Origin of the sequence: Aliihoeflea sp. 2WW (genome assembly GCF_000497755.1) — a bacterium.
Lineage (GTDB): Bacteria > Pseudomonadota > Alphaproteobacteria > Rhizobiales > Rhizobiaceae > Aliihoeflea.
In genome coordinates, this window is sequence record NZ_AYOD01000021.1 from 140,207 (window position 1) to 153,366 (window position 13,160).

General features: G+C 65.3%; 14 protein-coding genes. 7 read left to right on the plus strand and 7 right to left on the minus strand.

The window, feature by feature from the left end; genetic code table 11:
- Positions 1–50: 50 nt before the first annotated feature.
- The gene (locus ALII_RS0112460; RefSeq protein WP_024587638.1) at positions 51–989 is read right to left on the minus strand and encodes a hypothetical protein; all 939 of its coding nucleotides are present in this window, start codon (positions 987–989) and stop codon (positions 51–53) included.
- Positions 990–1,493: 504 nt separating this feature from the next.
- Between ALII_RS0112460 and yghU the strand changes: the two genes are divergently transcribed.
- Positions 1,494–2,363 (plus strand): glutathione-dependent disulfide-bond oxidoreductase, encoded by an 870-nt coding sequence (gene yghU, locus ALII_RS0112465; RefSeq protein ID WP_024587639.1) that lies wholly within the window; start codon positions 1,494–1,496, stop codon positions 2,361–2,363.
- A gap of 6 nt (positions 2,364–2,369) precedes the next feature.
- On the opposite strand, the gene ALII_RS0112470 is transcribed toward yghU, so the two are convergent.
- From ALII_RS0112470 to pyrC, 4 genes are all read right to left on the minus strand, one after another.
- Positions 2,370–3,050, minus strand: coding sequence for a glutathione S-transferase family protein (locus ALII_RS0112470; protein WP_024587640.1), 681 nt, complete (start codon positions 3,048–3,050; stop codon positions 2,370–2,372).
- Positions 3,050–4,621, minus strand: a complete 1,572-nt coding sequence (locus ALII_RS0112475) for an AMP-binding protein (RefSeq protein WP_024587641.1) — start codon at positions 4,619–4,621, stop codon at positions 3,050–3,052. The genes ALII_RS0112470 and ALII_RS0112475 overlap by 1 nt, the downstream gene beginning before the upstream one ends.
- Before the next feature lie 64 nt (positions 4,622–4,685).
- Complete coding sequence (locus tag ALII_RS0112480) at positions 4,686–4,880, minus strand: hypothetical protein (protein ID WP_029660484.1); 195 nt, start codon at positions 4,878–4,880, stop codon at positions 4,686–4,688.
- Positions 4,877–5,914, minus strand: a complete 1,038-nt coding sequence (pyrC, locus tag ALII_RS0112485) for a dihydroorotase (protein ID WP_024587642.1) — start codon at positions 5,912–5,914, stop codon at positions 4,877–4,879. Before pyrC ends, ALII_RS0112480 begins: the two co-directional genes overlap by 4 nt.
- 146 nt (positions 5,915–6,060) lie before the next feature.
- Here pyrC and ALII_RS0112490 point away from each other — a divergent pair, with 146 nt between their 5' ends.
- Positions 6,061–6,603: a DUF2076 domain-containing protein gene (locus ALII_RS0112490; protein WP_024587643.1), complete on the plus strand. Its 543-nt coding sequence runs from the start codon at positions 6,061–6,063 to the stop codon at positions 6,601–6,603.
- A gap of 6 nt (positions 6,604–6,609) precedes the next feature.
- Positions 6,610–6,909 (plus strand): hypothetical protein, encoded by a 300-nt coding sequence (locus ALII_RS0112495; RefSeq protein ID WP_024587644.1) that lies wholly within the window; start codon positions 6,610–6,612, stop codon positions 6,907–6,909.
- Here the strand turns inward: ALII_RS0112495 and ALII_RS0112500 are convergent.
- Positions 6,906–7,892: a calcium/sodium antiporter gene (locus tag ALII_RS0112500; RefSeq protein WP_024587645.1), complete on the minus strand. Its 987-nt coding sequence runs from the start codon at positions 7,890–7,892 to the stop codon at positions 6,906–6,908. The genes ALII_RS0112495 and ALII_RS0112500 overlap by 4 nt on opposite strands.
- Positions 7,893–8,088: 196 nt before the next feature.
- Between ALII_RS0112500 and ALII_RS0112505 the strand changes: the two genes are divergently transcribed.
- Genes ALII_RS0112505 through ALII_RS0112515 form a run of 3 tightly spaced genes read left to right on the plus strand, consistent with a single transcriptional unit; the run spans position 8,089 to position 10,518 of the window.
- Positions 8,089–8,517: a hypothetical protein gene (locus tag ALII_RS0112505; protein ID WP_024587646.1), complete on the plus strand. Its 429-nt coding sequence runs from the start codon at positions 8,089–8,091 to the stop codon at positions 8,515–8,517.
- Positions 8,518–8,569: 52 nt separating this feature from the next.
- Positions 8,570–9,127: a TRAP transporter small permease subunit gene (locus ALII_RS0112510; RefSeq protein ID WP_024587647.1), complete on the plus strand. Its 558-nt coding sequence runs from the start codon at positions 8,570–8,572 to the stop codon at positions 9,125–9,127.
- Positions 9,127–10,518, plus strand: coding sequence for a TRAP transporter large permease subunit (locus tag ALII_RS0112515; protein ID WP_024587648.1), 1,392 nt, complete (start codon positions 9,127–9,129; stop codon positions 10,516–10,518). Before ALII_RS0112510 ends, ALII_RS0112515 begins: the two co-directional genes overlap by 1 nt.
- 39 nt (positions 10,519–10,557) lie before the next feature.
- Here the strand turns inward: ALII_RS0112515 and ALII_RS0112520 are convergent, their stop codons facing one another.
- Positions 10,558–11,772: an ROK family transcriptional regulator gene (locus ALII_RS0112520; RefSeq protein WP_024587649.1), complete on the minus strand. Its 1,215-nt coding sequence runs from the start codon at positions 11,770–11,772 to the stop codon at positions 10,558–10,560.
- A 190-nt stretch (positions 11,773–11,962) separates the two neighbouring features.
- Here ALII_RS0112520 and ALII_RS0112525 point away from each other — a divergent pair, with 190 nt between their 5' ends.
- Positions 11,963–12,991, plus strand: coding sequence for a sugar ABC transporter substrate-binding protein (locus tag ALII_RS0112525; protein ID WP_024587650.1), 1,029 nt, complete (start codon positions 11,963–11,965; stop codon positions 12,989–12,991).
- Positions 12,992–13,160 lie beyond the last annotated feature (169 nt).

A 13,160-nucleotide genomic window follows, 5' to 3' on the forward strand; every position in this document is an offset into this window, starting at 1 on the left:
TTTCGGGAAAACGGTGCACGAAGCGAACTGCCACTCAAAATTTCTAAACTTCACTGCCAGCCTAGCCCAAGCGCCTCATAGAGCCGAGCATATCGACGGCTCCCCTTCGGTGCGAAGGCCGTCTTCGTGTGCTTCGCACTCAGTTTGATTGGCTTGGTCAAGCGGTGCCATATGCCCCATGCCTGTTCAGTGTCGAGACCCGTTCCAGACGTTGCCACCGTCGCACGATACAACGCCATGAGTTCGGCCTCGATCGCGGCATGACGGGCCGACAGGCCGCGCGGCTTGTTTGGCGACTTGGGGGGCTTCGGCTTCTGGACTTTGGGCGCGTATGTCTCGCGCACGGCGTCCCAGCGGCCATCCTCGAATAGGATGCGCGATAGCTGATCGGTCGGCTTGACCCAAAGATGGGTGCGGCCTCGCCACAAATGAGAATGTGCCTCGATCAACCCGTCTGCGATCAATCGATCTTTCAGCCGATGGAACGTGCGTTCTGGTATGTCCCGACGCCATCCCTCCACCGACCGGACGCCAAACCGTTCCCAGCGAGAGAGGTTGGCATTCCACCGTCCGCTTGTCGATCGGTGATGAAGGAAACATACGTCATAGAGGAGGTCAGCGACGCGGCCTTGCGTACCGCGCGCGGACCAGTCGCCGTGCGCCCGACCGATCTCGCGCAGAATTTTTCGCCAGTTCTCCACACGCGGGAGGTCGGCGTCCGCCACCACGCACTTCGGAAGGACGGCGGCTCCTGTCGGCGACACGCTGGTCGCGGCTTTCGTTGTCGCGGTGCGAGCCCAAAGAGAGAGGTCGGAAAGCTCCTCTTCGGTCCCTGCGAAGCCTTCGGGGTCAGTTAGGATCGCGGCCTTCGCGTGAAGAGAGGCGAGGTCTTTTATGGTCTGCGCATGGGCTTTGATCTTGCCCGCTGCGAACGCCAGTTGAAGGGGAGATGCCTTGTCTTCCGGCGCGGAATTGCTACTATCGAACATGACGCGGGCCTCCTACGCCCCGTTGTTTTCTCAATGCCGATCGGTTCCCGCCGGTCGGCATTTCTCATTCTGTCATCGATTGCCGATTTCCGGAAAGCGGGCTGGCGCTCTGGTGAGCCCACCCCGACAAATCCCGATTGCGCGGCTGATCCGATCGGCTACGGTCAATCCGCTCTCTGGTGTTTTGGCTGACATGACGCCTCCCGGTTCCTCCGGGGGGCGTTGCTTTTGTAGGATGCTCGTGCAGAAAAGCGCCACGCTGCGGGGCTGGACCGTCTGCTTCGGTCCTCCGCTACCACCTGTTTTCCATCGAATTTTGGGTCGGTCGCGTCTGCGTTCGCTATGCGGCGCGGCCGTCGTGCGGTTCGCGTTCGCGGCTCCGTCATTGGCAGATCACGCAGACGTCAGCTCAATTTTTCAAAAGAGACAGGCCGGGTTCGAGTGGTTAACGTGCCGCCATGCGCGTCGGAGACGGCGCATTGCAAATCGATCGGAGTTTTTTGAATGACCGAATATACCCCGCCCAAGGTCTGGACCTGGGACAAGGAAAGCGGCGGCCGTTTCGCCAGCATCAACCGGCCGATCGCAGGCGCGACGCATGACAAGGAACTGCCTGTCGGCAAGCATCCGCTGCAGCTCTATTCGCTGGCGACGCCCAACGGCGTCAAGGTCACGATCATGCTGGAGGAACTGCTTGCCGCCGGCCACAAGGGCGCGGAGTATGACGCCTGGCTGATCAGGATCAACGACGGCGACCAGTTCGGCTCGGGCTTCGTCGCGGTCAATCCGAATTCGAAGATCCCGGCGCTGATGGACCGCAGCGGCGAAAAGCCGATCCGCATTTTCGAATCGGGCGCGATCCTGACGCATCTGGCAGAGAAGTTCGGCGCCTTCCTGCCGACCGACCCGGCGGCGCGCGCCGAATGCTTCTCCTGGCTGTTCTGGCAGATGGGCGCGGCACCTTACCTCGGCGGTGGCTTCGGGCATTTCTATGCCTATGCGCCGGCGAAGTTCGAATATCCGATCGACCGTTTCTCGATGGAGGTGAAGCGCCAGCTCGACGTGCTCGACCGGCAGCTTGCCGAACGTCGGTTCATCGCCGGCGAGGAGTATACCATCGCCGACATGGCGATCTGGCCCTGGTATGGCGGGCTGGTGAAGGGCTGGCTCTATGAGGCTGGCGAGTTCCTGCAGGTGCAGGACTACAAGAACGTCGTGCGCTGGGCGGACGAGATCTATGCCCGCCCCGCCGTCAAGCGCGGCCGCATGGTCAACCGCGCCTTCGGCGATCCGGCGACGCAATTGCACGAACGCCACGACGCGAGCGACTTCGACACGAAGACGCAGGACAAGATCGCGACGGCAGCCGAATAAGGCCGATCAGCCCTTCGCGAGCGAAGCGAGAGGACGGCCGAAATCATCGACGGGGCCAAGGGCGTCCGCGCCCTCGGCCTGCCGTTCCAGCGCGCGGCGATGTCCGTCGCGTGCGCGGATGCGGTCGAAATAGGCGCGTACATTCGCCGGGAATTCGGTCTCGAGCCCGATCATCGTCGCCAGCATCAACGCATAACCGACCGAGATGTCGGCGGCGGTGAAGCGGCAGGCGCAGAGGTAGTCGCGGTTGCCGAGCCGCGCGTCGACGGCGCGCAGGCGTGCCAGGAACCAGCGTGCATAATCGTCGGCCACCTGCGGCAGGCGGCGCCCCTCCTCCTCGAAATGGCGGTAGCGCAGGACAAGCGTCTGCGGGAAGGTCAGCGTCGCCTCGCCCATATGCAGGAAGTTGAGATAGGCCCCGTAATCCGCTTCGTCGGGTGAAACGGCAAGCGGGCTCGGCCCATATCGGGTCGCAAGATAATGGCAGATCGCGCTCGATTCGGTCATCCGTGTCTCGCCGTCGATCATCAGCGGGATCGTGCCGAGCGGGTTCATGTCCTTGTAGCCGGGCGCGAGGTAGCGTGGCGGGAACGGCAGGACGTGGAGCGCGTAGGCGAGGCCCATTTCCTCCAGCGTCCAAAGCGGGCGGAAGGAACGGGCGTTCACGCAGTGGTAGAGTTCGATCATCAGTCCTGTCCCTTGCCGCCGGTGAGGCGCTTTTCGAGTTCGTGCCGCATGATCTTGCCGGTGGTGCTGCGCGGCAGGTCGGCATCGGCGACGAAGTGGATTTCCTTCGGCACCTTGTAACGGGCGATTTCGTCGCGACAACGCCCAATCAGCGTCTCCGCCTCGAGCTTCGCTTTCGCCACCACGAAGGCGATCGGCACCTCGCCCCATTGCGGATCACGCTTGCGCACGACGACCGCGTCGGCCACGCCCGGCTGGGCGAGGAGCACGCGCTCGATCTCGGCCGGATAGACGTTCTCGCCGCCGGACTTGATGAGATATTTGCGCCGGTCGACGAAGGAGAGCGTGCCGTCCGGGTTGCGCCGGAAAACGTCGCCCATGTGGAACCACCCGCCGCGGAAATCCTCTGCATTGGCCGACTCATTGTTCCAGTAGCCGGAAAAGAGCGCGGGGCTGCGGATCGCAAGTTCGCCCGGCTCGCCATCCGCCACTTCGCGGCCGTCGGGATCGACGAGCCTGATCTGGCAGAACGAACTCTGGCGCTTGTCGAGCGAGGTCGGCACCACGCCGACCGGGATGGTCGAGAGCGAGGCCGGCGGAAAACCGGTCTCGGTCGCGCCGAACGTGTTGAGATAGGGTGCGCCGACCGCGCTCGTGATCTCGGCAAGCTGCTCGCGCGGGACGAGATCGGCCATGACGCCCACCCACCTGACGCCGCGCGCCGGCCGCCCGTCCGCCTTCATGGCGTCGAGGAATGCGGTGATCATGCCGGGCATCAGCGTCAGCCGGCCGAGCGTTTCGGTGGCGACGATCCGCGTGAGTTGACCGGCGTCGAACCCATCGGTGACGATCACCTTGCCGCCCTGGATCAGCGTCATGAACACCGTGTCGGTCGAGACCATGTGGAAGAGCGGCGCCCAGGCGACGAAGGCGTCGTCGGCCGTGTTGGACATGTCGGTCATCTGGATATAGGCGCGCGCGATCTCGGCCCGCTGGCTGATCAGCGCCCCCTTGGGCATGCCGGTCGTGCCGCTCGTATAGAGTATGACGAGCCCGTCCTCGCCGTCACAGCAGTCGGGGACCGGCGCTTCGCTCGAAGCGGCGAGTGCGGCCTCGTAAGCGGCGCCGAATTCCAGCGTCGGTGCGATGTCGGCAAGGGCTGCCGCGCGTTCGGAAAAGCGTGCGGAAGCGAGTATCAGCTTCGGTGCGACGAGGTTGACGCAGTGGCGCAGTTCGGCATCGACCAGCCGCCAGTTCTGGCAGGCGGCGATGATGCCGAGCTTGGCGCAGGCGATGAAGGTCTCGATATATTCGCAGCGGTTTTCGGAGACGATGGCGACACGCTCGCCGCGCGCGATGCCGAGGCCGGCGAGATGGCCCGCGAGGCGGTTGCTGCGCCGGTCGAGTTCGCGATAGGTGATCTGCCGCTCGCCTTCCTGCAACGCGACGTGATCGGGCCCGCCGCGCACGGCATTGGCGAAGAGCGCAGCCATGGTGAGGCCGGACGAGAGCCTGACGATGTGCGGATCGATACCGGGCGCGCGCGGTACGGGCTGGTCTTCATTCGTCAACGCATCACCTCCCGATTCACGCGACGTTCGGAAGGGAGCATGGCCGGGCGCCCGGCGCAACGCGTCAGTCGGGCTCGCGGGGATTGAAATTGACGAAAAAGCCCCAGACCGAGAGGGCGAAGAAGGCCGCGAAGATCAGGCCCCATACGGTGGCACCGGTCGAGAACTCGAAGATCGCCCAGCCGCCGGCGACCGCGCAGACGAGAAGCCTGATCCACAGCGGGCGAAAGAACGGATGGTCGGTGTCGAAGAGCTTCACGCGACGACCCAGTGGAGCGGGAACATCGGATCGAAGACGGTGATGTCGTCCGCGCCGGTGTTGCGCTTCCTTGGATAATCCCACGCCGCCTCGCGCTTCTCGAGCGTGATCGTCGCCTCGTTGGGCGGCAGGCGGTAGAAGGCCGGCCCGTTGAGCGATGCGAAGGCTTCGAGTTGGTCGAGCGCACCGTCCTCCTCGAAGACGTGGGCGAGGCAGGACATGGTGTTGAGCGAGGAATAAATGCCGGCGCAGCCGCAGGCGCATTCCTTCAGCGGGTCGACATGGGGGGCCGAATCCGTGCCGAGGAAAAAGCGCGCATCGCCTGAAGTCGCCGCCTTGCGCAGCGCCAGCCGGTGTTCCTCGCGCTTGGCGACGGGCAGGCAATAGTAATGCGGGCGGATGCCGCCGGCGAGGATCGCGTTGCGGTTGATGATCAGATGATGCGTGGTGATCGTCGCGCCCATGTTCTCGGACTGCGAACTGACGAAATCGACGCCGTTCCTCGTCGTCACATGCTCCATGACGATACGCAGTTCGGGCAGCCGCTCGCGCAGCGGGGCGAGAACGCGTTCGATGAACACCGCCTCGCGGTCGAAGATGTCGATCGACGGATCGGTGACCTCGCCGTGGACGCAGAGCGTCATGCCGATCGACGCCATGCGTTCGAGCACCGGCATGACCTTGCCAATGTCGCGCACGCCGCTTTGCGAATTGGTCGTCGCGCCGGCCGGATAAAGCTTCACGGCGGTGACGAGACCGGAGCGGAAGCCCGCCTCGACATCGTCGGCGCTGGTGCCTTCGGTCAAGTAGAGCGTCATCAGCGGCGTGAAGTCGTGGCCGGCGGGGATAGCTGCGAGGATGCGCTGACGGTACGCCTCGGCGTCTGTCGTCGTCACCACCGGCGGCACGAGATTGGGCATGACGATCGCGCGGGCGAAATGGGCGGACGTGTCGGGCGTCACGGCCTCCAGCACCGCGCCGTCGCGCAGATGGAGGTGCCAATCGTCCGGCCGCCTGATCGTCAGTTGCTTCATCTCGTCCTCCAGCCGCATCTTGCGGCCTTCCTTAGACGATTTCGGCAGCGGGCCGAAAGACCACCTATATGCTTTTCGAAGAATGGCGCGGGATCGAAAGCACGAGCCCGCGAATTCAGATGTCGGACAAATGGAAGGAGAGCGCTATGGACCGCAACGACCAGCAGGCAATCGAGGATCTGTTCGGCAAGCTTGCCGAGGTGGAACGGCAGGGGCAGCCGCGCGACGGTGAATCGGAGAACTTCATCCGCGATCGGATCGCCCGCCAGCCGGGCGCGCCCTATTACATGGCGCAGACCATCGTCGTGCAGGAAGAGGCGCTGAAGGCTGCGCAGGCCCGCATCGCCGAACTCGAATCGAGCGCGTCGCAGGGCTCCGGCGGATTTCTCGGCGGCCTTTTCGGCGGCGCGTCGCCGAACGCGCGTGGCTCCGTGCCCCGCGTCGGCCGCTCGCCGATGGGCGCACCTGCCATGCCGGCGCGTGCCGCGCAGGGCCGCTCGGGCGGCGGGTTCCTGGCGGGAGCCGCGCAGACCGCGATGGGCGTGGCCGGCGGCGTAATTCTCGCCAACATGCTCGGCGGCATGCTGGCCGGCGACGCCGAGGCTGCCGATGCAGGCGTGGACGAGACGGAAGCCGATTTCGAGGACCCCGGCATGGATGGCGGCGATTTCGGCGACTTCGACATCTGACGCTTCATGATCCGCGCCTATATCCGCGAGCGTATCGACGGGACGGTGCCGCTCGGCACCGTCTTCTGGCGCGACATGATGCTTGTCGGCACCGTGCTCGCCGTCGCCAGCACCGCCGTGGCGCTGGCGGTCTTCGCCGGCGACGCGCCGACGGCGCTCGGCGTCTTCGTCTTCCTGTCGCCGCTGCCCTACAATGTGCTGGTGACGATGGGTGTCTGGAAGGCAGCCGAGCAGGCGACGCCCGTCTGGCGCGACCTTGCCCGCATCACCGCGCTTCTTTGGCTGATCGCCGCGACGATCCTCTAGGCTGCGCTCCCTGTCGGCCAGAGGAAGGCCATGTAGGCGACGTAGCCGGCGAGCAGCAGCGCCCCCTCCCACCGTGCGATCCTGCGCCCGGTATAGGCCAGCACCACCAGCAGCAGCGATGCGGCGACCATGACGAAATTGTCGAAAGTGGCGATTTCCGCAGGCACTTCGCTCGGCGCGATCAGAACGGTCGCGCCGCCGATGCCGAGAATGTTGTAGATGTTCGAGCCGATGATGTTGCCGAAGGCGACGTCCGCCTGCTTGCGGAAGGCGGCGACGAGCGAGGTCACGAGTTCGGGCATGGACGTGCCGATCGCGACGATGGTCAGGCCGATGACGGTTTCCGAAATGCCGTAGGAGCGCGCGATGGCGACCGCGCCATTGACGAGGAAGTAGCCGCCGCCGACCACGATGGCGAGCCCGACGACGGCGGTCACGAGGCCCATGAGGGTCGAGCCGCCGGAGCCGGCCGTCAGCGCCGGATCGACGCCCTGCGCGGCGGCCGACTTGCCATGCGCGGCGCCATGATCGGGCGTACCGCCGCTTTCCTGACGGAAGGCCGTGAAGATATAGGCCGCCAGCGCAGCGAGGAAGGCGATGCCGACGGCGCGGCCGAGCGGCATGGTCAGCGCGAGCACCGTGAAGACGACCGCGACCGCAACCATCACCGCACCGTCGCGCCGCAACGCGCCCGACGCGATGGCAATCGGCGTGATCAATGCGGAAATGCCCAGAATCAGGAGAAGATTGGCAATGTTCGAGCCGACGATGTTGCCGAAGGCGATGCCCGGCGAACCGTTCAGCGCGGCCTGGACCGACGTCACCAGTTCGGGCGTCGAGGTGCCGAAGCCGACCAGCGTCAGGCCGATGACGAGCGGTGAGACCCCCATGTTGCTGGCAACCTTGACGGCTCCGCGAACCAGAAGCTCGCCGCCGATGACGAGCATGACGAGGCCTGCGATGAGCGGCAGCCAGGTTTCCATTCAGGTCTCCGTGAAACTGGCAGCATCATCGGCCGCCCGCGTGGATTTGGACGCGCTATAGATAAGCCATCTGACGATGTTTCAAGGTCACGCAGCGCGAGATTCGGCGGAAAGGTGCGCGGACCAGCGTTTCCCTGCTTGCGGTGGGCTGTTTGCCGTGAATAGGGTCGCGGGAGATTTCGCCCGGACGATCCGGATGAAGTCGCCCGTTGGCGCGTATTTCGCAGTGATGAACAGCATCTCGATCCAGAGCCTGGCTACAGATCGCCCGCAGCGCGGACCCGCGCTGATGCTGCGCTTCCTGGCGCTCGTCCTGATCGTCGCCTTCTGTCTTTTCGACCAGCCGCGCATGCGCGCCGCCGCCAATGGCGAGCCGATCGCCATGAACAGCATCGGCGAGCAGCTTCCGCGCGCCGAAACGATCCGCATCTGCGTCGCCTGTCTGGCCAAGCACGGCGATTTCGACATCCCGGCCGGAGATGGCGGCGATTTCGTCGCGCCGCGCATCGCGCGCATCGATGGTGCCGGGACCCGCCCGCAGCCGCCCAGCCGTCAGGCCGCGCACGCATTCACGAGCCCGCCGGACACGCTTCCGCGCGCACCGCCTGCCGCCGACCGAGCCTGACAATCCTCGGTTTTCGCGGAGCTGCGGCTCCGCCCGGCAAGGTATATCCCTCATGTCTACACTGGCTTTCCTGGTGCGCGCGCTCAGCGCCATCAACCGGTTGGTCGGTCATGTCTTTTCATGGCTGGCGCTCGGTATCGTCCTCGTCTGCTTCGCCGTCGTGGTGCAGCGCTACTTCTTCGCGACCACGCATCTTTGGATGCAGGACCTCTATGTCTGGCTGAACGGTGCGATGTTCACCGCCGTCGCCGGCTTCGCGCTGCTGCGCAACGACCATGTGCGCGTCGACATATTCTATCGCCCCGCCAAGGTGAAGACGAAGGCGCTGATCGACCTGATCTGCGTGTTCATCTTCCTCGTTCCCTTCTGCTGGATCGTCTGGGTCTACGGCTATCCGTTCGTCGCCCGGTCGTGGCGCATCTACGAGGCGTCGGCCAATCCGGGCGGCATGCCGGGGCTCTTCATCCTCAAGACGTTCATCCTCGCCTTCGTCGTGCTGGTCGCCCTTCAGGGCCTCGCCATGGCGCTGCGTTCCATCCTCGTATTGTCGAACAGCGAGCATCTGCTCCCCGCCGACCTGCGCTATGAATCCGACGGGAGCTCCCACTGATGGACCCGATACTTCTTGGCGAGATCCTCGCCGGCACGATGTTCTTCGGCATCATCGGCTTTCTCATGCTTGGCTTCCCGGTCGCCTTCTCGCTGGCAGGCGTCTCGCTCATGTTCGGCGCGGTCGGCATGTATTTCGGCGTCTTCGACCCGTCGAATTTCGGCGCTTTGGCCAACCGCTATATCGGCTTCATGACCAATGAAGTGCTGGTCGCGGTGCCGCTCTTCATCTTCATGGGCGTCATGCTCGAGCGCTCCAAGATCGCCGAGCAATTGCTGCTGACGATGGGCAAGCTGTTCGGCAAAATGCGCGGCGGTCTCGGCATCTCGGTGATCCTCGTCGGCGCGATGCTGGCGGCATCGACGGGCGTCGTCGGCGCGACCGTCGTCACCATGGGCCTGATCTCGCTGCCCGCCATGCTGCGTGCCGGCTACGACCCACGCCTCGCGTCCGGCGTCATCTGCGCCTCGGGCACGCTCGGCCAGATCATCCCGCCCTCGACGGTGCTGATCTTCATGGGCGACATGCTCTCGGGCATCAACGCGCAGGTGCAGATGGCCAAGGGCAACTTCGCGCCCTCACCCGTCTCGGTCGGCGATCTGTTCGCCGGCGCCGTGCTGCCGGGCTTCCTGCTGGTCGCCCTCTACCTGTGCTGGATGGTCTTCAAGGCGATCTTCGACCCGAAGTCCTGCCCGGCGACGCCGGTGCCGCCTGAGGAGAAGAAGAACCTCGGCCGTGAGGTCGTCGTCGCGCTGATTCCGCCGCTGCTCCTGATCATCGCCGTGCTCGGCTCGATCCTCGGCGGCATCGCGACCGCGACGGAAGCGGCCTCGGTCGGCGCGGTCGGTGCGATGATCCTGGCCGCGCTGCGGTGGAGGCTCTCCTTCCGCATCGTCCGGGAAGCGGTCATCTCGACGGCGACGATCACCTCGATGGTGTTCATCATCCTCTTCGGCGCGTCGGTGTTCTCGATCGTCTTCCGCCTGATGGGCGGCGACAATCTGGTGCACGAATTCCTGTCGGGCCTTCCCGGCGGGACGATCGGCGCGGTGATCGTCGTGATGGCGATCATGTTCCTGCTCGGCTTCATCCTCGACACGTTCGAGATCATCTTCATCGTGATCCCGATCACCGCGCCGATCCTGCTGAACCTCGGCGTCGATCCGGTGTGGCTGGGCGTGATGGTGGGCGTGAACCTGCAAACCTCGTTCCTGACGCCACCCTTCGGCTTCTCGCTCTTCTACCTGCGCGGCGTCGCGCCGGCGAGCGTGACGACGGGCATGATCTACAAGGGCGTCATTCCGTTCGTCTGCCTGCAGATCACGGCGCTGGCGATCATGTTCATCTTCCCCGGCCTCGCCACCTGGCTGCCGCGCTGGATCTATTCCTGATCCGACGAAAAGGCTCGCGGCGGCATCCGCCGCGGGCCATCACCCTGCCATCGCCAGCCCGCTCCGGTCGACGAGAAAGCGCTCGGAAAGCGGGATCGCGGCCGCGCCGAGCGTGCGCGCCTGCGGCCCGAGCGAGCCTTCGCCGAAATCGGGCTCGGCAATGCCCGACAGATTATGGCCGCGCATCCGCGCTTCGGCGACTTCGACGAGCCGCCTACGCACATCCGCCGGCATCGACCCGTCGATGATGACGGCGTCGAAATCCACCAGCGCGACCGCGGCGAGCGCCGCATCGGCGATGCCCTGCCCCGCCGCCTCGATCCAGCGATCGAGAATGGCGGCATCGACGTCCCATGCCGCCGGCGTTTCCCAAAGGCTCTCTGCCGGTCGGCCCGCCGCCTCCAGCAGTTCCTCCAGCCCGGAAATCGACGCGCGCTCGATGAGCTGGACGGTGCGGCCATCCTCGCCGCGCACCGGCATCGACCCGACCGCCCCGGCATTGCCGCTGCGGCCCGTATAGAGCTGCCCGTCGAGGACGATGCCGCCGCCGATGAAATAGCCGACATAGAAATAGAGGAAATCGCCGGCCGGCACCTCGTCGCCGAATATCAGCTCGGCGCCGCAGGCCGACGAGGCGTCGTTCTGCAGGAAGACCGGAAAGGGATAGGCGCGGGCGAGCTCGGCGCGGATGTCCAGCGTTTCCCAGCCGGCGAGATCGGCCGGCGGCGCGCCGATGCGTGCGGACCATTGCCAGAGCTGGAACGGCATCGCGACGCCGAGACCGGCAATGCGCGAGCGAAGGTCCGGCGCGACCTCGGCCACGACCGCATCGATCGCGCAATGGGCGAATTCGAGCACGCTGCCCGGTGTCGGCCAGCGATAAATGAGCGTGCGCCGCGCGCGGATCGTTCCGACGAAATCCATCAGCACGAGTTGGCTCGAGCGACGGCCGATCTTGAGGCCGAGGAAGAGAGCGCCATCAGGCGCAAGCGACATCGGCACGGAAGGCTGGCCGACACGGCCGCGCTGCGGCTTGCCTTTTTCGAGCAACCCGTCCTTCTCGAGAGCCCGGATGATGACCCAGGCGGTCTGCGTCGAAAGTCCGGTGACGCGGGCGATGTCGGCCTTCGACATGGGTCCCTGGCGACGCAGGATCGACAGCACGAGCCGCTCGTTCCAGGCGCGCATGCCCGACTGGTTGGAGCCGCGAAGCTGCGGCTCAAGCTGTGATGTCGTGTGCGGATCGTCCAGCAATGCGCCCTCCCAAGCGACGTTGCGACCATGCAGCTTGGCACGGCGAGCGTCAATTATAAATTAGATTGATTTATTAATTGACTCTCAAAGCCGATGGTGGTTCCCTGACGGCAGATTACGATGGCCGTTCGACGGACCGCGCAATGGTTCCGCCAGGAGGTGGCGGTCAGTTCAACGGAGGATTTTCGCGATGAAAACGACGCTCAAGCTTGCTTTGGCCGCAACCGCGCCGCTTGCCCTGATGCTGGCCGGCCCCGCCGCCGCGCAGGAGGAGGTCTCGGCCTGCCTCATCACCAAGACCGACATCAACCCCTTCTTCGTCAAGATGAAGGAAGGCGCGACCGCCAAGGCGCAGGAACTCGGCGTCAAGCTCTCCACCTTCGCCGGCAAGATCGACGGCGACCACGAGACGCAGGTCCAGGCGATCGAAAGCTGCATCGCGTCCGGCGCCAAGGGCATCCTGCTCACGGCCTCCGACACCAAGGCCATCGTGCCGGTCGTCCAGCAGGCGCGCGACGCCGGCATCCTGGTCATCGCGCTCGACACGCCGCTCGAGCCGATCGACGCCGCCGACGCCACCTTCGCCACCGACAATTTCAAGGCCGGCGAGCTGATCGGCCAATGGGCCGCCGCGACGCTTGGCGCAGAAGCCGAAAACGCCAAGATCGCACTCCTCGACCTCGCCCCCAGCGCGCCGTCGGTCGACGTCCTGCGCGACCAGGGGTTCCTCAGCGGCTTCGGCATCGACATCAAGGACGAGAACCGGATCGGCGACGAGGACGACCCGCGCATCGTCGGCCATGACGTGACCGACGGCAACGAGGAAGGCGGGCGCACCGCGATGGAGAACCTTCTCCAGCAGGACCCCGACATCAACGTCGTCTACACGATCAACGAGCCGGCCGCCGCCGGCGCCTACGAGACGCTGAAATCCTTCGGCAAGACCGAGGGCGTGCTGATCGTCTCCGTCGATGGCGGCTGCCCGGGCGTCCAGAACGTCTCCGAAGGCATCATCGGCGCGACCTCGCAGCAATACCCGCTCGACATGGCCGCGCTGGGCATCGAGGCGATCGCCAAATTCGCCGAGACCGGCGAGAAGCCCGCGCCGACCGAAGGCCTCGACTTCTTCGACACCGGCGTCACCCTGATCACCGACGCACCGGCCGATGGGGTCGAGTCCATCGACTCGGCCGAGGGACTGGATAAGTGCTGGGGGTGAGGAACCGGTTCGCGTGAGCGAATGCGTCGTGCCAGTGGCACGATGCAAGGTTCCGAACGCCGGGGCGCTGCCGAAGGCAGCGGATCGCCGGCCGGAGGAGCGTTCCGCGCAGCGGATGAAAAGCCAACGATTTGGCTTTTCAAGCGACGAACGCCCGGAGCCATAGCGA

Bases quoted from the DNA above. Each gene is read 5' to 3' on its own strand.
- ALII_RS0112505 (WP_024587646.1), top strand. From the start codon at position 8,089: ATGAAGTCGCCCGTTGGCGCGTATTTCGCAGTGATGAACAGCATCTCG.
- ALII_RS0112470 (WP_024587640.1), bottom strand. From the start codon at position 3,050: ATGATCGAACTCTACCACTGCGTGAACGCCCGTTCCTTCCGCCCGCTT.
- yghU (WP_024587639.1), top strand. From the start codon at position 1,494: ATGACCGAATATACCCCGCCCAAGGTCTGGACCTGGGACAAGGAAAGC.
- ALII_RS0112510 (WP_024587647.1), top strand. From the start codon at position 8,570: ATGTCTACACTGGCTTTCCTGGTGCGCGCGCTCAGCGCCATCAACCGG.
- ALII_RS0112500 (WP_024587645.1), bottom strand. From the start codon at position 7,892: ATGGAAACCTGGCTGCCGCTCATCGCAGGCCTCGTCATGCTCGTCATC.
- ALII_RS0112490 (WP_024587643.1), top strand. From the start codon at position 6,061: ATGGACCGCAACGACCAGCAGGCAATCGAGGATCTGTTCGGCAAGCTT.
- ALII_RS0112525 (WP_024587650.1), top strand. From the start codon at position 11,963: ATGAAAACGACGCTCAAGCTTGCTTTGGCCGCAACCGCGCCGCTTGCC.
- pyrC (WP_024587642.1), bottom strand. From the start codon at position 5,914: ATGAAGCAACTGACGATCAGGCGGCCGGACGATTGGCACCTCCATCTG.
- ALII_RS0112460 (WP_024587638.1), bottom strand. From the start codon at position 989: ATGTTCGATAGTAGCAATTCCGCGCCGGAAGACAAGGCATCTCCCCTT.
- ALII_RS0112515 (WP_024587648.1), top strand. From the start codon at position 9,127: ATGGACCCGATACTTCTTGGCGAGATCCTCGCCGGCACGATGTTCTTC.
- ALII_RS0112495 (WP_024587644.1), top strand. From the start codon at position 6,610: ATGATCCGCGCCTATATCCGCGAGCGTATCGACGGGACGGTGCCGCTC.